General features: G+C 44.0%; 27 protein-coding genes. 22 read left to right on the plus strand and 5 right to left on the minus strand.

From position 1 onward, the window contains the following. Positions 1–90 precede the first annotated feature (90 nt). Positions 91–426 (minus strand): hypothetical protein, encoded by a 336-nt coding sequence (locus JKP82_RS17140; RefSeq protein ID WP_218397968.1) that lies wholly within the window; start codon positions 424–426, stop codon positions 91–93. Positions 427–545: 119 nt separating this feature from the next. Between JKP82_RS17140 and JKP82_RS17145 the strand changes: the two genes are divergently transcribed. The 16 genes from JKP82_RS17145 (at position 546) to JKP82_RS20930 (ending at position 9,650) form a co-directional block, all read left to right on the plus strand. Then, positions 546–947, plus strand: a complete 402-nt coding sequence (locus JKP82_RS17145) for a hypothetical protein (protein ID WP_218397970.1) — start codon at positions 546–548, stop codon at positions 945–947. After that, positions 944–1,273: a hypothetical protein gene (locus JKP82_RS17150; protein WP_218397971.1), complete on the plus strand. Its 330-nt coding sequence runs from the start codon at positions 944–946 to the stop codon at positions 1,271–1,273. Before JKP82_RS17145 ends, JKP82_RS17150 begins: the two co-directional genes overlap by 4 nt. Continuing rightward, positions 1,270–3,060 carry a replication endonuclease gene (locus JKP82_RS17155; RefSeq protein ID WP_218397973.1) on the plus strand — a complete coding sequence of 597 codons (1,791 nt, stop codon included), beginning with the start codon at positions 1,270–1,272 and terminating at the stop codon, positions 3,058–3,060. Before JKP82_RS17150 ends, JKP82_RS17155 begins: the two co-directional genes overlap by 4 nt. After that, positions 3,057–3,233: a hypothetical protein gene (locus JKP82_RS17160; protein WP_218397974.1), complete on the plus strand. Its 177-nt coding sequence runs from the start codon at positions 3,057–3,059 to the stop codon at positions 3,231–3,233. Before JKP82_RS17155 ends, JKP82_RS17160 begins: the two co-directional genes overlap by 4 nt. Further along, complete coding sequence (locus tag JKP82_RS17165) at positions 3,233–3,526, plus strand: hypothetical protein (RefSeq protein WP_218397976.1); 294 nt, start codon at positions 3,233–3,235, stop codon at positions 3,524–3,526. The genes JKP82_RS17160 and JKP82_RS17165 overlap by 1 nt, the downstream gene beginning before the upstream one ends. Positions 3,527–3,566: 40 nt before the next feature. After that, on the plus strand, positions 3,567–4,070 hold the full coding sequence (locus JKP82_RS17170; RefSeq protein WP_218397977.1) for a hypothetical protein: 504 nt from the start codon (positions 3,567–3,569) through the stop codon (positions 4,068–4,070). After that, entirely contained in the window at positions 4,070–4,708 is a 639-nt protein-coding gene (locus tag JKP82_RS17175) for a hypothetical protein (protein ID WP_218397979.1), read from the plus strand. The genes JKP82_RS17170 and JKP82_RS17175 overlap by 1 nt, the downstream gene beginning before the upstream one ends. 239 nt (positions 4,709–4,947) lie before the next feature. After that, a complete protein-coding gene (locus JKP82_RS17180; protein WP_218397981.1) occupies positions 4,948–5,784 on the plus strand; it encodes a major capsid protein P2 in 837 nt (278 codons plus the stop codon). 10 nt (positions 5,785–5,794) lie between these two features. Then, entirely contained in the window at positions 5,795–6,130 is a 336-nt protein-coding gene (locus JKP82_RS17185; protein WP_218397983.1) for a hypothetical protein, read from the plus strand. A gap of 69 nt (positions 6,131–6,199) precedes the next feature. Beyond that, the gene (locus JKP82_RS17190; RefSeq protein ID WP_218397984.1) at positions 6,200–6,400 is read left to right on the plus strand and encodes a hypothetical protein; all 201 of its coding nucleotides are present in this window, start codon (positions 6,200–6,202) and stop codon (positions 6,398–6,400) included. Beyond that, positions 6,400–7,053 carry a hypothetical protein gene (locus JKP82_RS17195; RefSeq protein ID WP_218397986.1) on the plus strand — a complete coding sequence of 218 codons (654 nt, stop codon included), beginning with the start codon at positions 6,400–6,402 and terminating at the stop codon, positions 7,051–7,053. Before JKP82_RS17190 ends, JKP82_RS17195 begins: the two co-directional genes overlap by 1 nt. Before the next feature lie 3 nt (positions 7,054–7,056). Continuing rightward, the gene (locus tag JKP82_RS17200) at positions 7,057–8,520 is read left to right on the plus strand and encodes a hypothetical protein (RefSeq protein WP_218397987.1); all 1,464 of its coding nucleotides are present in this window, start codon (positions 7,057–7,059) and stop codon (positions 8,518–8,520) included. Between the two features lie 56 nt (positions 8,521–8,576). Beyond that, positions 8,577–8,990, plus strand: coding sequence for a hypothetical protein (locus JKP82_RS17205; RefSeq protein WP_258544423.1), 414 nt, complete (start codon positions 8,577–8,579; stop codon positions 8,988–8,990). Next, the gene (locus JKP82_RS17210) at positions 8,987–9,235 is read left to right on the plus strand and encodes a hypothetical protein (RefSeq protein WP_218397991.1); all 249 of its coding nucleotides are present in this window, start codon (positions 8,987–8,989) and stop codon (positions 9,233–9,235) included. Before JKP82_RS17205 ends, JKP82_RS17210 begins: the two co-directional genes overlap by 4 nt. Further along, the gene (locus JKP82_RS17215; RefSeq protein ID WP_218397993.1) at positions 9,232–9,525 is read left to right on the plus strand and encodes a hypothetical protein; all 294 of its coding nucleotides are present in this window, start codon (positions 9,232–9,234) and stop codon (positions 9,523–9,525) included. The genes JKP82_RS17210 and JKP82_RS17215 overlap by 4 nt, the downstream gene beginning before the upstream one ends. Beyond that, entirely contained in the window at positions 9,522–9,650 is a 129-nt protein-coding gene (locus JKP82_RS20930) for a hypothetical protein (RefSeq protein WP_258544424.1), read from the plus strand. The genes JKP82_RS17215 and JKP82_RS20930 overlap by 4 nt, the downstream gene beginning before the upstream one ends. 9 nt (positions 9,651–9,659) lie before the next feature. On the opposite strand, the gene JKP82_RS17220 is transcribed toward JKP82_RS20930, so the two are convergent. Further along, on the minus strand, positions 9,660–10,061 hold the full coding sequence (locus tag JKP82_RS17220) for a hypothetical protein (protein ID WP_218397995.1): 402 nt from the start codon (positions 10,059–10,061) through the stop codon (positions 9,660–9,662). 1,143 nt (positions 10,062–11,204) lie between these two features. On the opposite strand from JKP82_RS17220, the gene JKP82_RS17225 reads away from it, so the two are divergent. Then, positions 11,205–12,308, plus strand: a complete 1,104-nt coding sequence (locus JKP82_RS17225; RefSeq protein WP_159530326.1) for a tyrosine-type recombinase/integrase — start codon at positions 11,205–11,207, stop codon at positions 12,306–12,308. A 270-nt stretch (positions 12,309–12,578) separates the two neighbouring features. After that, positions 12,579–12,935 (plus strand): hypothetical protein, encoded by a 357-nt coding sequence (locus JKP82_RS17230; protein WP_159530328.1) that lies wholly within the window; start codon positions 12,579–12,581, stop codon positions 12,933–12,935. 61 nt (positions 12,936–12,996) lie between these two features. Here the strand turns inward: JKP82_RS17230 and JKP82_RS17235 are convergent, their stop codons facing one another. Beyond that, positions 12,997–13,353, minus strand: coding sequence for a diacylglycerol kinase (locus tag JKP82_RS17235; protein ID WP_218397997.1), 357 nt, complete (start codon positions 13,351–13,353; stop codon positions 12,997–12,999). Positions 13,354–13,461: 108 nt separating this feature from the next. Then, on the minus strand, positions 13,462–13,884 hold the full coding sequence (locus tag JKP82_RS17240) for a universal stress protein (protein ID WP_159530332.1): 423 nt from the start codon (positions 13,882–13,884) through the stop codon (positions 13,462–13,464). 136 nt (positions 13,885–14,020) lie between these two features. Here JKP82_RS17240 and JKP82_RS17245 point away from each other — a divergent pair, with 136 nt between their 5' ends. Then, positions 14,021–14,500, plus strand: a complete 480-nt coding sequence (locus JKP82_RS17245) for a c-type cytochrome (protein WP_218397999.1) — start codon at positions 14,021–14,023, stop codon at positions 14,498–14,500. On the opposite strand, the gene JKP82_RS17250 is transcribed toward JKP82_RS17245, so the two are convergent. Next, positions 14,497–16,128 carry an FMN-binding glutamate synthase family protein gene (locus JKP82_RS17250; RefSeq protein WP_159530336.1) on the minus strand — a complete coding sequence of 544 codons (1,632 nt, stop codon included), beginning with the start codon at positions 16,126–16,128 and terminating at the stop codon, positions 14,497–14,499. The genes JKP82_RS17245 and JKP82_RS17250 overlap by 4 nt on opposite strands. A 321-nt stretch (positions 16,129–16,449) precedes the next feature. Here JKP82_RS17250 and JKP82_RS17255 point away from each other — a divergent pair, with 321 nt between their 5' ends. The 3 genes from JKP82_RS17255 (at position 16,450) to bfr (JKP82_RS17265) (ending at position 19,104) form a co-directional block, all read left to right on the plus strand. Beyond that, entirely contained in the window at positions 16,450–18,024 is a 1,575-nt protein-coding gene (locus tag JKP82_RS17255; RefSeq protein WP_062086274.1) for a cation:proton antiporter domain-containing protein, read from the plus strand. Positions 18,025–18,160: 136 nt separating this feature from the next. Further along, positions 18,161–18,637 (plus strand): bacterioferritin, encoded by a 477-nt coding sequence (bfr, locus tag JKP82_RS17260; protein ID WP_218398001.1) that lies wholly within the window; start codon positions 18,161–18,163, stop codon positions 18,635–18,637. Next, a complete protein-coding gene (bfr, locus tag JKP82_RS17265) occupies positions 18,637–19,104 on the plus strand; it encodes a bacterioferritin (protein WP_159530340.1) in 468 nt (155 codons plus the stop codon). Before bfr (JKP82_RS17260) ends, bfr (JKP82_RS17265) begins: the two co-directional genes overlap by 1 nt. The last annotated feature ends 1 nt before the right edge of the window (position 19,105 follow it).

Genomic DNA, 19,105 nt, shown 5'->3' on the forward strand with positions numbered 1-19,105 from the left:
ATTGCGCATAATGTATATTAAGTTAAAAGTATTCTTTACTATCTAAAGCCGCGTATTTACTGGGCTTGATAGACTTATGCACAGGCGCAATTATTGCGCCGTACCTGTCATTAATGGGTGATGCTTGTGTGTGTCAATTCTGCTTTTTAGTGCGCTTTTGATTGTGTCGTTTTTTACCTTGGCACTTTGCACTGAAAGCCATACCACATAAGGGTCGAGGGCGCATAGGTCGGCAATTTTTACGCATTGTTCATCGGTAGGGGTGCAATTGCTTTTTTCCCAGTTGCGCCACTGGCCGAACTGAACGGGGTGTATTCCTAACATTTCAGCCGCGCTTTTCGCTGTACGCTTGGGGCTGCGGAATATGCACCAGTGTAGTAGTTCTTCATAATCCATTGTTTTCACCATTTCTTGATTGCTTTGCATGATAGTAAGTCCCTTTGTGAATTGATGCAATAATAACCTATTCAAAATAAATAGCACTCTTTACAATTTTAATCCATGTATTTATTGTGGTCGCACTTCCTTACGAGCAGTAGATAAACATGGATTACTTTTCAAAGCAGTACAAAGCCCTTTTTACTTTGCCTAACGCCGCCTATTCAGAAGTGCTAGCAGGGTTGCAGCCTTTTTTCATCACAGAAGTTAGTCACGGTCTGTCTGTAGCTGATGTGGTGGCAGTAGAGCCAGAGGTGTCAAAAAGCACAAACGATTTGATACGAGAGCAAAAAGCAGCCGGTTATATTGAGTGTGAATTCCTACTTATTACTTCGGTGAAGCCGTTAGGTGATGGTAAGACGGCTCACGGATTTGTAAGGCTTGCCACATTGCCGCGCCCCATTAACAACATTATTGATGCGCTATACAGTGAAAACAACCTGCTTAAGGCTGCATGTAAGCGCGAAGGCTTAAACGCCGATTTAATTGCACTAGGGGTTGAGTCATGAGGCTTGAAATTATTTCACCGAACAATCAAAAGCGCGTCGCATTCATGGCTGAAAGCGCCCTTGGTTCTTATGACCCTATTGTAACGGGTGCACCTTACTACGTGGGTATGTTTTCCGATGCCATTAGACAACGCGGCTTATCAGAGCAAAAAGCCATTGCTAAAAACACCATTAAAAGCGTGCTTAAGGGCAATCGCACCTACCAGATAAAAATTCAGATTGTCGAGTGCTTAATGCTGTTTGCTTACCTGTGCGGTTGGTATGGTGCCGACCTTGCGTTTCAGCAATCGCTTGAAAAAATGCAACTTAAGTCGAGTGCCGCATGAAAGTGGAAGTATGTAGTTTAGGTGTTTTTATTGAAGTACCTAACCTAACAAGCAAGCGCGAAGCGGAACGGGTAGGGTACAAGCTTTTAGCCTTTACCCGTGATTCTGTATTGCCGCGATTCCCTATTCAATATCAAAAGCGCGCCGCCCGCGTTTTTGCTGATATTTATCAAAAAAATCTCGAATCAGGCAAGGGCACGCCCGTTTTTCAGTGTGTCAAAAATGCCAATGCAGCACTAATAAAAAAATCTCATGCGCTTAAAAATGCACTTTGTGCGTGGCGCTTGCCGCTTAATGCGCTTTATGCGACTGAAACGCGAGAGCGAGAAAAGCGGGCGCTATTGCTGGCCGCGCGCCGTATTGCATCCGAGTGTGACGGTGATGCATTAGAAACGTACCGTATAGCGGGCAAGATGTATGCAGCGGCGGGGGTTCAAGTGCCGCCACTGTCAAAAGAGGAAAAAAGCGAGGGCGAGAAATCAAATATTGTCGCCATTGTAAACCGTCTTTTATGTGAAGAATGGGTTGATAAAAAGGTTGAACGCTTAGGGCGTCTTTGTCGTGAAAATGTCGCTATCGCATGGGGCGAAGTGACGCCAAAAACGCCTTACATTAGTAATGGCGGGCTTAAGGCTTATCGCGCACAAGTGGCGGCGGGCGAGCAATTTTTATCAAGTGTTTTACTTGTAAATGACGAACTTGAAGAAACGGTTTTATTGAAAGATGCCGCCGAAAAAGGCGCATCAAATACCCGTATACGGGAAATCGAGTTAAACGTGCGGGTTGATGGGTTAACAGAGTGGGCAGAGCGTAGCGGGCTTGATGCGTACTTTTTGACGATGACAGCACCGAGTAAATACCACTATAACAGCGGTAAAAACTGGTGTGGTGCAATGCCGCGCGATGTGCAAAGTCGCCTTGTCGAAGTGTGGGCACTGGCACGCGCCAAGCTGTCAAAGCATGGCATTTCGTTTCGTGGGTTTCGCGTGGTTGAGCCGCATAAAGATGCGTGCCCGCATTGGCACATGTTGATATTTTTCACGCCAGAACAAAGCGCCGCCGCCCTGAAAGTTATCGGTGACGAATTCTGCAAAGAAGATGCCGACGAATTAAACACGCCTAAAAAGCGCCGCGCCCGCTTTGATGTGGTCAAGCTGGAAAATGCAAAGCACGCCGCGCGCTACGTGGCGAAATACATATCTAAAAACCTAGACGGTGAATCCATGGCGAAGGGGGTGAAATCAAATGACCCGTTCGACAATGAAACCGATTTAGACATAGTGAGCGCCGCCGAGCGCGTGCGGGCGTGGTCAAGCTTTCATGCTATTAGGCAATTTCAATTTTTTGGTATTGAGAGTATTACGGTTTTTCGTGAGATTCGCCGTTTACGCATCACTGAAGCAAGTGAAGAAATACAGCAGCTAATTGACGCAACAGGCGGCACAAAAGACGACGAGAAAGTACCGGACTGGTACGCGTTTGAGAAGTTAGCGCACAAGTGTGAATTGATAAAAGAAACGGATACCGCCCGCTACGGTGAGGAAATGAAGCGCATTAAGGGCATTGTCATTAATGGGGCTGAGTTTGTGACGCGTGTGGGTGTTTGGGTTCAAGAGCAAGTCACGCCAGCGCGCAGCGAGGCGTTAAAAACAGGCGATAGCCTGTTTACTTGGAAGGTTGTCGATAACTGTAACCATGCAATTGAAAATTGCGCAGTAGTGACAGACAACGGGGTAATAATGGCAACCGCCGACGGCATTTTAAAACTGAGAGTTGATGAAGTATGAAAAAAGCTAACGCAATAAACAAATTAAAACACTGCATTAAAGAGCAAATCGAACTTTCACGCCAAGTGGAAAAGGCGAACATGTTATCTATGCGCTCACTACTTGAAAAGAAAGATAAATCGCTTATTGGTGGTTTGCTGGCCGTAGTTGAAGCTTTAGAGGGGGATGAATAGTGGCTAACCCAACAATAGGGCACATTGATTGCCCAATTTGTAAAACCGAAGGCGAGATTAGACGCTATGCAACGGGAACGAGAAAGCTTTACTGGTATTGCCAATGCGGGCAGATTCGACCCACGTCATACGAGGGGCAAAAATTCATTAACGAAAACGCGCGCTTCATTGGCGAGAACGGCCAGCCGTTACGGGCAGTAAAACCCGTTAACGAGACAAAACCCGTTAACGATGTAAAAGACAAGGGGCTTTTGGGGTGGTTCTTAAGTGACGACGACGAAGTGACCGCCTAATTATTTTTTAACACTCCAACGCTGTGAAGCAGGGGAAGTAATGAACGAAGAAATCGAAGCAATCGACGCGGGCGGCGACTCGCCCGTAATGAACGAGCAAGAATGGGCAGGTGTTTATGCCGCCGCCGCCGAACTTGACGAAACCGACGCGCCGTTAACGGGTGAGCAATCCGTTAATGAAGAAAGTGAAATCCCAAGCGGCGCGCTAATGGCTGATGTGGTTCAAGTAACCGCTGATATATTTGCGCCTAACTGGAACATTAAGCGCGAAGAATCCGAGCAGCTAGGCGCGGTCTACGGCGCATTACTTGACAAATATATGCCCAATTCAGGACTTGATAAATACGGTCTTGAATTATCCGCGCTAATGGTAACTGCAATGGTGATTAAATCGCGTGCGGGCGTGCCGTTGAAAAAAGTTCCCGACGAAGAAAAGGAAGGCGGGAAGAAAGGCGAAAAAAACAAGGAAAAACAAAAGGAAAGCGCTCCCGATAGTACAGTGAAAGCCGACAATTCACACCAGATTGCAAGTGTGGTGCTCTAATGAGTCGCGCTAATACGGCACTAAAAGCCGAACACGAATACATTTGCGGTAACTCCGGCACGGGCAAAAGTAGCCATGTAAAAAAAGTCATTGAAAAGGCTAAACGGGTTGTTGTTTATGACCCTGACGACGAATACGGCGACCAGCGCGGTTTTGTTCGCGTTACCAGTGCCAACGACTTGGCAAAAATGCTGCAATCTCACGCCAAAAAGCCGCTAAAAATCACTTATGCGCCAATGCGCTCAACCGTCAAAACCTTTGAATTTTGGGCGCGCTGTGCGTTCTTGTGGGGCGAGTGTGTCGCGGTGGCCGAAGAAATAGCCGACGTTACCAGTGCAGGAAAAGCGCCGCCTAACTGGGGCACGCTCATTCGTCGCGGGCGTAAATACGGCGTGAAAATATTGGCAGTAACACAACGCCCCGCCGAAGCGGATAAAACCATATTGAGTAACGCCGCCATTATTCATTGCTGTGCATTGGGGCGCATGGCTGACCGCAAGGCGATAGCAAGTGAAATGGATTGCGATGTGTCGCTAATCGCTAAGATGATACCGCTAGATTTTATTGTTTATAAACGGGCTGATTTATCGTTACGGGCGGGAAATCTTAAGACGCAACGAACAAAGCTAATCCGTTAACGGGTTTTTAGTAAAGAGTGTTATTTATAAATTGAATAATACTCTTTGTTTTTGTTAAGGTTTAGCCGACTTTAACGAGTTATTACTATTTCTTTTAACCATTCCAACGCTGTGAAGCAGGGGAAATTATGATTACCAAAGCTACTTTAAAAAGTGCATTAGCATCTGTTCTAGTTATCGCCGCAATTAAAAACTTTGCGCCGCTATCTATCAAAAAATATTTGTAAGGGGTCGAGTACATGAAATCACTCGACCAATTGCCAACGATTGCCAACGTTGCAGCGGGTAACACCGTTACAATTAATTTGCCAGTGGGTAACGTATACGAAAAAATCTTTCTGTATTACGAAGGTGTAACAGCGGGTCAGCTGCGCGATATTGAAATTAAATTGAATGACCGTATCGTTTCAGAATATCCCGACGGCAACCGTCTACTGTCAATGGATAAGCACTATAACCGCGCAACCGAAGACGGGTGTATTGTGTTTAACTTTACCCGTGACGAACTCCACAACCTTTCGCAACGTCGCTTTTTCGGCTTAGATACAAGCCCGACACAGGGTATTAGTGTTGCTGCGATTAACATTGATATTGATGCGGGCGCAGTTAATCCAAAGCTTAAAGCATTTGCTGAAAAGTCGATGGCCGTTGCAGGTGCACCAAACTACCTAACAAAAGTGCGTCGTTTCTTCAAAAACGTCGATGCGGCGGGTACGTTTGATATTGATAACATCCCGAAACCTGCGGGCGCGTCTATCGCTGCAATTCATCTGTATATGCATGATGATAACAGTGATGGCGTTTGCGATTTGTCAAAGGCAATGCTTTTGGTGAATAACGTAAATTGGCATGATTTAGACGCGAAAACAGCGGCCAGCATTCAGTCATTCTATGGCCGCACGCCAGAAACGCACGAATCAACCGTTATCGACATGGTGATGGATGGCGATATTCAACAATCATTACCGCTTGATGCAACCATTAACGACATGCGCTTACGCTGCACCGCTGAAAGCGCGGGTCAAATCGAAGTGATGGTTGAGTACGTAGATACATGGGGCGTGGGTCGCTTCTAAGGGGTAGGGTATGCAAAATCAAACAACACTACCAGTAACGCCAACGGCAACCACGTCTGCGGGCGGTTGGTTGCAGCAAGGTAACGCGCTACTTTCAAATGCTATCGGGCTTTGGGGGCAGGTTGAAGCAGTTAAGGCGCAAAAAAGCACCAGCGGCGGCGACCAAGTTGCAAAGCAAACCGCGCCAGAATTGGCAAACGGGGCTGCAATTAAAGTCGATGTAACCGCGACTGACCAACAGGCAGCTAGCGTTACGCCGTCAAACGAAATCAATAAGGGTTTCCTGATGTTTTCGGTGGGCGTGCTAGTTATGGGGCTAGCGATGAAGGCAAAAGGCTTTAAGTAAGGCTTTGCCGCAATTTAAGTGTAAAGCCGCCCGCGTTCGTGTGAGCGGCTTTTTTTTTGGGTAAATATTATGTTTGGACAGTTAACAAGTTTAACGGGGGGCGGCGGGCTTTCAACAAGTACCGCGTCTGATGCAAAAGGCGAAAACGCGTTCGATAACGCCTTTACTTATAAAAGCAATACGGCCAGCGGTGGCGCGGCAAGTGATAACACCGTGTTAATTGTGGCAGCGGTTGCCGTGGCTGCATTCATGTTTATGGGGCGTCGCTAATGGGTTTATTTTCATCTAGCAGCAAAAGCAGCAATACGACAAACAATTATGACAATCGCGTCATAAATGATTATGCCAACGCTAATTGGGATAATTCAATTGATGTGCATGAGGAATCATTAATTGAGGGTGATTTCAACAATAATACGGGCACTATCACCATGGTTGACCCTAACGTCATGGATGCATACGACGGCATGATTGCGGGGATGGGCGCAGCAACGCGCGACAGTCATGCGACGGCAAACTCTGCAATGGGTTACGTGAAAGGCGTGGCGACTGATTCCATGGAATTTGCAAGCGGGCTGTTTAACAACGGCGTAAGCGCAATGCAAGGCGTGACAGGTGATGCGCTAGAATTGGCCGATGGGGTGAACGCTCGAACGCTTGATAGTGCAATGATGGTTCACGATAGCGCACTTACCCAAGTGCAGATGGGCAATGAATTAGCGGTTGCACTATCGGGTAACGCCCGCGCGCAGCAAGCCGACACAAACGCGGCGCTCAATGATGGGTTTGAGCAGATGATGCAATTCACGGAGCAATTTAGTCGCTCTGACGGCGCGGCATTGGCTGAAACCAATATGAAAACCGTGGCGCTCGTCGCCGTGGCGGGCGTAATGGCCGCTTACATGTTTAGAAAAAAGGGGTGATGCATGCTATTTGATATTTTGCTAAAAGCAGGGCGATTTAATGAGGTAACCCGACAAGGCCGACACATTAACATTGTGCTGGCTGCGGGTGAAATGACGGCGCGAATTACCGATTCTAAGGGTAAGGTATTTCAAACCAAGATGGTTAGCGGTATGGCGCTTGAATTGCCGACGTTTGAGCGTGTCGCGCTTAAGTCAGACAACGACCAGCAAACAAAGGTTTGGATTTCCGACGTTCCCCTGGCATATTCACCAGACACCGCGCGCGAGGTGGGGTCAAACGCCCTTATTTCTACCGTGGGGCAAGTGTTTTCAAGTGAAGCAGCCGAGCTACTGCCCGCGCAAGTGGGGCGAAATCGTATTACGCTCACGCCTGAAAAGGACATATTTTTAGGGGGTTCAAACCTTTCAATTCAAAACGGCGTAAAGCTGGCGGCGGGGCAGGTGTTTACCATGGCAACACAGGGCGCAGTGTGGGCACTTGAAACGAGTGGCGATTACCCGCCGACGGTGACAACATCGGCGACAATTGGAGACGTGCAAGCGCCAACAATAGCGCCAACCGCAGGAACTGCCATCGCACCAACAGACAGTAAGCACTTTATAGGTCGCCCGCAAAGCGACGAATTGCTTATGTTTAAGGGTGGCAATTTAAGAAGGGTGAGCGCTGATTTAAGCGCCGATTTGGGGGCGGCTGGGTTTGCGGGGAATCCGATTGATGATATTGGCGCAATAGACCATCGCGGCTTTTACAGTGCGCCCATACGCACAAGTAGTGGTTATGATAAAAACTGGATAACCATTAACCCCGATACGCTAGAAGTTACACAAGATGCAATGGGGAATACTCAAGGTCAGTCTTCGTCATACGCCATCGACGCGCGCGGCACAATTCGCGCCGAGTATCAAAAAACAGTAGGTCTTCAAATATCAGAAAATGGCGCGCCCTTTGCCATGTCGGGTGTGGTGGTTCCTGACGAGGGGTATATCCCTTACGGAATGGCAATTACCGCAGATAATGTCATTTGGTTGTTAACGTCCAACTTTTTATATAAAACAGCGGATAAGGGGCAGACTTGGCAAGGCTATTCAACGCCGGAAACAATCACGTCGGGCGGGCTTATAGTTGACGAACACACAGGTGACTTACTCGTGCTAACGTCGAGCAAGACGCTTTACAGCTTTAACGGCGAACGATTTAGTTCTTACTTAACCTCTGATGGTGATTTTCAGTTGATGCACGGGCTAGGCGGGCGCGTGCTGATTGGATCTACAACAGAGTTGTTTTTCTGCGAAGGCGGAGAGGTGTTTAAGTTTGAAAAAGGGGCGTCTAGCACGTGCCGTTCACTAAACATTACGACGCTAGGCAAGGCTTATGCACGATATGATGATATTTGTATCATTGTTGAAGGTAAAACGGCGAAGGCTGGCGGGCTTAAGGTTGCCATTATGTCGGAAGTTAACTAATGCGCGCCGCGTATTTACTGGGGGCGGCGCTTGGCGTCGCCTTACTAGGGGGATTTATGAAAGCAAGTGATAACAAGCCGCGCGGCATTCGAAACAATAACCCGTTGAATATCCGTGTGGGTAACGATTGGCAAGGCGAGGTGAGCAGTTCAAGCGATAGCGAATTCGAGCAATTCAATACGCCAGAAATGGGCATACGCGCCGCCGCCAAGCTGTTAAAAAATTACCGTGATAAATATCAACTTAAGACAATTGCGCAAATTGTTACGCGATGGGCACCAGACACTGAAAATAAAACAGGCGCGTATATTGCCAGCATTGAAAATCAGACAGGGCTGGGGCGTGATGTGGTGCTGGGCGATGCAGATTATATCGATGTAATTGCCGCCATGATTTACCACGAAAACGGCGAACAGCCATATTCTGAGCAAGTTATTTATAATGGCTTTTCAGCGGGGTTTTACGCATGAAGCAGGTAACGAAATTTTTAACAACGCCAGCCGGACAAATTGCCGTGGTCGCCGTGGTTGCACTGGTCGCGGTTGAGTACGGCCAGAAAAAGGCCAGCAAAGCGGCCAATGCAGTTAATCCGCTAAACAACGATAATGTGTTTGCGTCTGGTGTTGATGGTGTGGGCGCATCGGTAACAGGTGACAGCAATTTTAAACTGGGTTCGTGGATATACGACCTAATACATGGGGAAACAATGCCATGATTCAAATTTTAACGGCCATAGCGCCGATTTTACGTGATTTAGTGAATAACCTTACCAGCGGAACGAAAAAAGCCGCTCAAGGCGTTTCTACGGCCTTAGATGGGCGCGTGGGCTTGGCGCTTATCGGCATGTGGTGTTATCCGTTTATCAGTGTGTTCATTCCGTACCTGCAAGCCTATACCATGCGCGGGTTTGTCGAAGTTAGGCAAATGCCCGATTGGTACATTGATTTTATCATGGTGTTAAGCGGTGCGCTTGTTGGCGTCGCGGGCTATAGGCGGCGACAATGAAAGAAACCTTTGATTTAATTAGCGCCCTACTGGGAACGGGCGCTAATGGGGTGATGTGCATTCTAGGTTATGTCGTGCTTAAGCATGAATTACGCTTAACGAGATTGGAGGGTAAAAACAGTTAAACGAGCGGGCTAGTGTGCCCGCTTTTTCATTTCTTCTCGCCGCTCTTTTTTCAAAAACTTATCCCAAAATATCGAATTTTTCATATCGCTTGTGCTAGGTAGTGCGAAATCAAGCGCCATAAGTTGCCGCGCGCTGACTTCACGCGCCCCGTAAAAGCCATTGAAATGAATTTTATTGCCCACTACGTGAAAGCCTTTCCATTCGTCGTTGTGGGGCAAATAGCCGCGCATGTGGATAGATAGTAGTTTGACCGCCCAATCTGGCAAGGTTTCGTGAACCATCCAGTGCTGAATAGTGCGCTGGCTTACGCAAAAGAAATCAGCCGCGCGCCTTGTGTCAGTATCGCCATTCGGGAAATGAAACGCCGCCCTGAGTGCGTGATGCGGATGCGAATTGAAAATTTTATCCATAAGACTAGCCTTATTTATTTAATTTATACTGCACTGCGCGTTTATCACTTTAATTGATAATGCAGGGGGAGGAATGAGGAAGAAATGAGCGCGGCGCGAGTATACAAAACAGCCGTTTGGAATGTAAAGCAATGTAAAGGCGTCATTTTTCAACTTTTTCATTTTGTTGGCTTTCCTGTACAAACTACTGATTGCGCATAATGTATATTATGTTAAATAAGGCATTGATGTAGCTATGGAGGTAGGCGCGTTTATGTGTCGATGCATTTCTAACTCTGTATCTCGCTGTGGCCAGTCTTAAGGCTGTTCCCTGTCCTAGGGTTAGCCATGCTTTACCGCTGTATTTAAATTAATTAGGCTGAAATGGAAACTCATTTCTTAAGTACAACAATTAGAAGCTTTCTGTGGATTATGCACTCACTGTTAAATTTGTAGCTTGGCAATCATTATTAATAATTTAGTGGCAGCTTTAAAAATACGTTACGTATGTTTATTACTAACGAGACGTTATTAAGCTTGTTGAGTATTTATATGGAAACAAATTAGTTAGTTATTTTATAAATGTGATTGTGTGTCTCAACGAGCCCTTATCGTGTTTATGCATAAATGATAATGTCAGGATTTATTATTAATAATTAGATTTGTTTAACAATACGATATTCATCGTTTGAGCAGCGTTTAATTTAACGCGGTGATTATCTACTACTTCTTATTTACTTTTATTGCCGAGGATAAGACGCCTAACCTTTTTTACAATTTTTATTTTATACTTTGTCTGTTGTAGGAATTTTCTAAGTGATGCTAGTTGAATAGACGCTTAACCTAGTGCTGAGTATGTTAATTGTTTGGAGAGTAAGTTTAGACCCAGTAAAGTTGAAACTTGGGTAATTTGAACGTGCTTCTACGTGAAATCTGAGAACATAACAGAGGTATATGCTGTTAAATTTTACGTAGCGCACGTTTAATATATAGCCGATTAGTAAGGAAAAATTGGATTATTACCAACGCAACTGTATATAAAAACAGTATAAATGTGTAGAATTGGGTTAATACAAGGCTATTCTCGTATTTCACGCATGATAACTGCAATTATCATGCGTGAAATTCCTGTGTTAATTATAATAAAAGCAATGAGTTAGTTAGATGTCGTCTATATTCAAACCTGGTTCAAATACACAACTGTCTATTGTCGATGGTGACACTGCTAGTACAGAACGAGCTGAATATGTTGATGCGTATTTTCGTGACATATTCACAAAGCTACCTCGCAATACCCAACGCGCCTATATCAGTGACTTTAACGACTTTGCCATTTTCTGCCAGTCAGAACGTATCGACAGTTTTAATGATGATTTCTCTCATAATGAATACGCAATTAAACGCTATGTAGAAGAGCTGTGTAAGTCTCCCCTAGCCTACAGAACTATCAAACGCCGTCTGTCAGCGCTGAGTAAATTTTTAGGCATTGCAAAACTTCCTAACCCTATCATCCAATCGGTTTATCTGCGGGATTTCGTTCGTTTGTCACTTATTGAAAATCGTAAGTTCCAACTTAGTCATAACCAAGCCGTTCCGCTTTCTATCGACTTATTGGACGTAATAAACAATAAAATTATTCCAGACACATTATTAGAGATGCGTGATTTAACTATTATGAACTTAATGTTCGATGCACTGTTACGAGCTGATGAGTTAGTACGTGTATGTGCTGAGCATATTAGTAGACGTAATAATGCAATTTTAGTTGTAACATCAAAGTCTGATCAAAGCGGTAAAGGTTCACATCGTTTTATTTCTACTAGCACTATCAACATGGTTGATGAATATATATCAGAGGCTAATTTCGATGCTAAGACACAGAGCGAAAGACTTATCGATGATCCTCGCCGTATAAACAAAGGTATCCTTTTTCGCCGTGTGTCAAACCGTGGGCATGCGTTGCTGCCTTATAACGAACAGCCAAATACACATCATCATTCACCAACACATGAATCTGCAATTCTCGATTATTCGAGTGTTTATCGAATATGGAAACGAGTTGCAGCCCGTGCAGGAATAAAAGAAAACATTACGCCTCATAGTGGCAGAGTTGGTGGCGCAGTTTCACTAGCAGAAAATGGTGCTACCTTGCCTGAACTCCAATTGGCCGGAGGCTGGCAGTCCCCTGAAATGCCTGGTCACTATACTCAACAAGCCAACGTTAAACGCGGTGGAATGGCCAAGCTTTCAGAAAAATTTAAGCGCTAAATTTGGGTTTTGTATTAGCCTTATTGTTCAAATAGGATTTCCCTCGTTATTTTTTCTATTATCACGATTTTTTCCTTTTTGATCCAATCTTTATCTTGTTGATATAAGAGCTTTATTTTTAACTTTTGGTTATGCGTAACTATGCAGGGCTGTATACGCCCTTTATCGCTCCCGTTTTTCTCTCTTTTTTTTTTTGTTTACTTTCAAATTTGAACCCATTTATCGAATGGGTTCGTACCAACTAGCATAGGTATTAAAAAAGGAAATGTTATGTCTAACGGTATTAATGCGTCACACGGTAAAACTATCGCTGAACTCGTCATCCCATCTAAGACCTGGTCTCTCCACCCTGAAAAAAAACCAGCATTCACTGCAATTGATGAAGCTATCGATTACTTTGCTGATAGCAATGAGCCACTTTATATTAAGGTGCCATTTGTAGATGAAGACGATGATGTATTGGTTCATGTTAATTCTAGTGGTGAAGATGTGGTGTTTACTATTTCCGATTTGAATCACGGTGGCGAAAGTCGCGTTGATGCATCACACCTTAAGAACTTAAGCAGTTCGGTGGTAGCGCTAATCGAGCAGTGTTACGACAAAAAGAAAAGCCCTGAAACTATGTAATAGGTTAGCCATCTTTTTGTAGATAAACGTATATCTTCGCAAATTTACGTTTTTAACATTATTACAATAAGATGATTCCCCACGTTACTAACGCCAAAACCAAGCTGATAAATACTGCGGCTGAACCAATGTCTTTGGCCTTCCCTATCAGTTCGTGCATATCAGTACTTACGTGGTCTGATAGTTTTTCCACGGCAGTGTTAAGTAGTTCTGTGATCAGCACGACAAACAGCGAAAAGAGTAACAATACTCTTTCGCTGTTTGTTACTTCTAATACAGACACAATGGGAATGAGTAGCGCCATCGCTACAACTTCTTGTCTCACTGCAGCTTCGCTGGAAAATGCCGCTTTTATTCCTCTAGCGGAATAGATAGTTGCAAAGTACAAACGAGTAAAACCTGATCGCTTTGGTGGCATAACATTACAGTGTTTTAGGTCATAATTCTTAAACACTAACTTATTTAAATGACAGATATGTTACGTATTTTTTTGCACTATCATTAAGCGCACTGACTTTTTTATTGTTTAGATTTTTACTGCCAAAACATCTCTTTTCACACCGTGCAGCACAGCATTCGCTGTAGAGCCTAGAAGAAGCCGAAGACCACTTTGTCCATGTGTCCCTATTACTATCAGATCGGCGTTTAACTTTTCAGCTAAGTGATGTATTTCATCCGCAGGTGAACCAATTTCTACGTTCACATTGCTGTCTGGAATATTGTTGATTGCCGCGATATCTTTCAACTTTGTCATTGCTTGTTCTTGCACGTCTTGTGAATAGTCACGCTCCAAAAACAGTCCGTATGGCTCAACGTTAGTTTGTGGAAATGCCACATAAAGTAAATGAACGTTTTTTGGGTCTGGCGCAACCCGCAACGCTCTCGATAAAATTTGCGAATAGTCTGAAAACACATCTACAGGTACTAAAACAGTATTGTAATCTTCCATTAGTTCATTCCATTAACGGGAGTGGATAATTACAATATAGTTAACTTCCCTTCACATTTCTTTGATTGAAATCAATTCGCCGTTCTAGATTTTCACCATAATAAAGTTTCAGAATAATAAAGTTGGAGTCGTGAACATGGCAAAACTTACTACCGCATTACCATTTTTCGCATTTTTATTGGCGGGATGCGATTTAGGTCCAGATTCCCCTCGGGGTTTTAGCTTACCTGAGGGAAATGCCGATGCTGGCAAAGTTGCATTTCAAAAGTACCAGTGTACAGACTGTCACCAAATAGAAGGCATAACAATGCCAGAAGAGCATGCTTATTTAGTTCCCAAACCTATACCTCTAGGGGGAAGCAGCGGCAGGATCACTACATACGGAGAACTCGTCACCAGTGTGATAAATCCCTCTCATAAGCTAACGCGTAGACAGCCTGTTAGTATGACTTCTGTAGATGGAGATTCTCGCATGCGTAATATGAACAATGTACTTACCGTTCAGGAACTCATTGATTTAGTTGCTTATTTACAACCTAAATATAAAGTAGTGCCCTATCGAACTTCCGAGTATCGTTTGTATCAATTACGCATGCCAGAACAAGATGGCAATTAAGACACTGATTTCGTTTCTTCTTCGATTTCAGCCAATAGGCTGCATGGCATAAAGCTATCAGAATTAGCTTCTTTGACGTGCAGTTTAAATCGCTCGGGAATATCATCACCTAATAATGTACCGGTTTTTACTAGCGGAAATATTTCGTCGTATCGCGCGATACTTGCTTGATCTACACGTCTAAATATATGCGTGCGGTTTAATTCTGTTGTACTTACATGGCCGGTTGAAGACAGCATATCCATTAATGCATGTAAGGTTTTTTTGTGAAAGCGATACACGCGTTCAGATTTATCCGTCACATCTAGCCCTTTAGCCAGTTTTGGATCTTGCGTAGCAACGCCAGTTGGACACTTATTAGTGTTACACGACAATGACTGCACACAACCAAGCGCCAGCATCATACCTCTTGCACTATTACAAATATCTGCACCCAAACTTAAGTTTTTAACCAACTGAAATGCTGAGATAATTTTACCTGAGGCAATAATTTTTATTTGTTTTCTTAAGTCGAAACCAATCAAACAATCATCTACAAATGCCAGTGCTTCTCTAAGTGGGAATCCAATTGAGTTTGTATATTCCAGTGGGGCGGCGCCGGTACCACCCTCACCTCCATCTACCGTGATAAAGTCGGGGGTAATACCAGTTTCTACCATGGCTTTACACATGGCAATAAATTCACTTTTTCTGCCTAACGCTAGTTTAATTCCAATGGGCTTGCCACCACTTAGGTCGCGAAGCTTTTGTATATAATCAATCATCTCTAATGGCGTAGAAAAGGCGCTATGACGTGGTGGTGAATCTACCTGAGTACCTGGCTCTACGCCTCTAATTTTCGCTATTTCAGGTGTATTTTTATAGGCTGGTAATATACCACCATGGCCGGGTTTTGCGCCTTGGCTTAACTTAATTTCAATCATTTTAACTTGCGGCAAACACGCTTTGTCTTTAAACAAATTGGCATCAAACTTCCCGTCTTTGGTCCGGCACCCAAAATAGCCTGTGCCAATTTGCCAAACAATGTCACCACCGTTTTCTTCGTGGTAAGGCGTTAAGCCTCCTTCGCCAGTGTTATGGAAAAAGTTACCCTTCTTTGCGCCCTTGTTAAGCGCCAGAATGGCATTTTTAGACAGGCTACCAAAGCTCATCGCACTAATATTTAGAATGCTCGCATGGTATGGTTGCTTGCAGTCTTTTCCACCTATCGTTACCCTTGGGTCGTGGTTCATTTCATCAATATCACGGGCCGATAATGAATGTCCTATCCATTCATAACCATCGTCGTACGTATTTAACTGGGTGCCAAAAGGAATGGTTTCTCTACTGTTTTTTGCTCGTTGGTATACAATAGAGCGAAACATACGGGATATAGGCGCGCCGCCAGTATCTGATTCTAAAACATACTGCTGTATAAAGGGGCGCAGTGACTCTATGGTCCAGCGAGTTCTGCCAATTAGCGGGAAGTTTTTCAAAATCGCATGTTTGTTCTGGACTGTGTCGACTATCGCTAAAACCAGTAACATCACGGTTAACAATAGAAACCACCACGCTGGATGCCAATAAAAACCTAGCAATAGGTTACAAATAAATAATGCCGTTAAGCTTCCTAAGATTTGATTTCGCATAGCTACTCCACATGTGATTACCAGTTGTTACTGTTCCAACACAATTTCGGGTTTTATTAGGCGGTATATTACGTATTACTATATCTTTAATTGATAAAACCTACAGCGATATAAACGCAACATAATGGTATCTATCTTTTCCCATTCGCTCCGGTTTCATTACATGCTAATCTAAACACCTCTATATACATCAGCGTGTTTTGTATTTTGAGTGATCGCCGCGCTAACTAATGTAAGAATGTAAGGTACGGATGTTATGGCTTAAACGGACGACAGACATTCCTATTTGTACTAATCAATCGAAATGGTGAAAGGTAATTCATGGAGTATGCATTTCTTCTGTTCGCATTTGTTTGCGGCTTAACGGTTAAACTTATCGGGATCCCCCCGTTAGTAGGTTACTTAGTCGCTGGCTTCCTACTAAATTTTTCAGGTTATACACTCACTGATGATCTTACCAAGATAGCCAACTTGGGGATTACCATTATGTTGTTCACTATTGGTTTAAAATTAAACGTTCGCGACCTAAGTAAACGCGAAGTGTGGGCCGGTAGTATTTCGCACACTCTCATTTGGGTGGGCATTGTGACTTGTGGTGTGTATGGCATTGCTGCAGTAGCCAGCCAGTATATAGAAGGGCTAACGTGGCAAAGCGCTACGCTGATTGCTTTTGCGTTAAGCTTCAGCAGTACGGTTTGTGTTATTAAAGTGCTAGAAGAAAGCGGTGAAAGTAAAACCCGTCATGGCCGACTTGCCATTGGTATTTTGGTTATGCAGGATGTGTTTGCTGTTATATTTTTAGTGGCTGCCACAGGCAAACTCCCTTCGGTGTGGGCACTTGGGTTGTTGGCACTTATTCCCGCGATGCCGCTTATTAACCGTGTTATCAATAAGTCAGGTCACGGAGAGTTACTCCCTCTTACTGGGTTCATTCTTGCCTTAGGCGGCTATCACCTATTCGAGCTTGTGAATATAAAAGGCGATTTAGGTGCACTGATATTTGGCATTATGTTAGCGCAACATGAAAAGGCCAGTGAGCTTGCTAAATCGTTACTTAGCTTCAAAGACTTATTCCTGATAGGCTTTTTCCTTACCATCGGGCTGACCGCGCTTCCTGATTTCAACATGATTATTATCGCGTTGGTATTCTGTTTGTTTATCCCTATAAAGGCTGCCCTATTCTTTGGCTTATTTACGTCACTTCGATTACGAGGCCGAACGTCTTATTTAAGTAGCCTTGTGCTGTCTAACTTCAGTGAATTTGGGCTTATTGTAGGCGCGCTTGCGGTATCGCTAGGTTTATTGGCCGAAAGCTGGTTAGTAGTGATTGCACTTTCATTGTCCGTCTCTTTCGTTATTACTAGTGTGCTGTATCGCACCTCGCATTCTCAATATCACAAATATAAAGACACGATTAAACGTTACGAAAAGAACCGCCGGCTTAAAGAAGACATTTATCCTACGTTGCACAAAGCAGAGTTTTTAGTGTTGGGAATGGGACGCGTTGGGCAAGGTGCATTTAATGCGCTTTCTAAACTTGCTGACGTGAGTGTATGGGGTATGGACGCCGATAGAGTGAAAGTAAAACAACTTGCCAGTGAAGGGTTAAACGTTATTTGCGGTGACGGTGAAGATGTAGACTTATGGGACAACCTAGAAATTAAAAACGTTCACTTAATTCTTTTGGCACTCCCTTCTATTCAAGATGCCATTAATATTACCCGTCAACTTAGAAATGCAGGTTATACCGGTAAAGTAGCGGCAATCGCGCGGTATGAGGATGAAGTGAATTACTTACTAGAACAAGGTGTTGATAAAGTATTTAACTTTTTCACTGAAGCGGGTTTAGGTTTTGCGGAAGAAAGTTTAGCCTATGCAAATACGCAACAGGAATAGCTCGCTATTCTTAATGCAAACAAAGGATGAAGTGATAACCATTTCTATTTGTATGCCGTTGTTTTTAAAGTAATTTTTTGACATCTTTACGTTTTCGGTCTACACTAGCGTCATATTGATAATTAAGGTTTTTACTATGCAAGGTGACAAACAAGTCGTCGCGAAGCTGAATGATGTACTCACCAGTGAGTTAACGTCTATAAATCAGTACTTTCTGCATGCACGTATGTTCAAAAATTGGGGCTTACAAGAGCTCAATGAAAAGAACTACAAAAAGTCGATTAAAGACATGAAGCAAGCAGATGAGTTAATTGAGCGCATTCTATTTTTAGAAGGTTTACCTAACCTTCAGGCGTTGGGCAAACTTTATATCGGTGAAGATACTGAGGAAATGCTGAGCTGCGATGCCAGATTCCAAAAAGAACAGTTACCATTATTACGCGAAGCCATCGCGCTGTGCGAAGAGAAGCGGGACTACGTTACACGCGACATCCTAGAATCAATTTTAGAGTACGAAGAAGATCATTTAGATTGGATTGAAACTCAAGAATATCAAATTGGCGCTATGGGTATTGAAAACTACCTTCAGGCGCAAGTAATGGGAGATGACTAATGAAAGGTAATCAGACCATCATTAAAGGTCTAAACGAGCTACTTTCTTATGAACTGGCCGCTATGGATCAATACTTCATTCATTCTCAAATGTATTTAGATTGGGGTCTTACCAAGCTATATGAGCGAATCGACCACGAATTTGACGATGAGCGTGGCCACGCCACTAAACTTATCGAGCGTATGCTGTTTTTAGAAGGCGTTCCAGACATGGTCACGCGGACTGGCTTTAAAGTAGGTTCAGATGTACCTGAAATGCTTGAAAGCGACCTTCGTGTTGAATATGAAGTAGATGCAAAACTTAAAGAAGTTATCGCGCTATGTGAGTCTGAAAAAGACTACGTAACACGTGATATCTTAGTCGTACTACTTGACGATACCGAGCGTGATCACGCGCATTGGTTAGAGCAACAACTTGGCCTAGTGAAACGCCTTGGCTTGGCTAATTACTTACAGTCTCAAATGTAAG

Origin of the sequence: Alteromonas lipotrueae (assembly GCF_019249215.1) — a bacterium.
Taxonomy (GTDB): domain Bacteria; phylum Pseudomonadota; class Gammaproteobacteria; order Enterobacterales; family Alteromonadaceae; genus Alteromonas; species Alteromonas lipotrueae.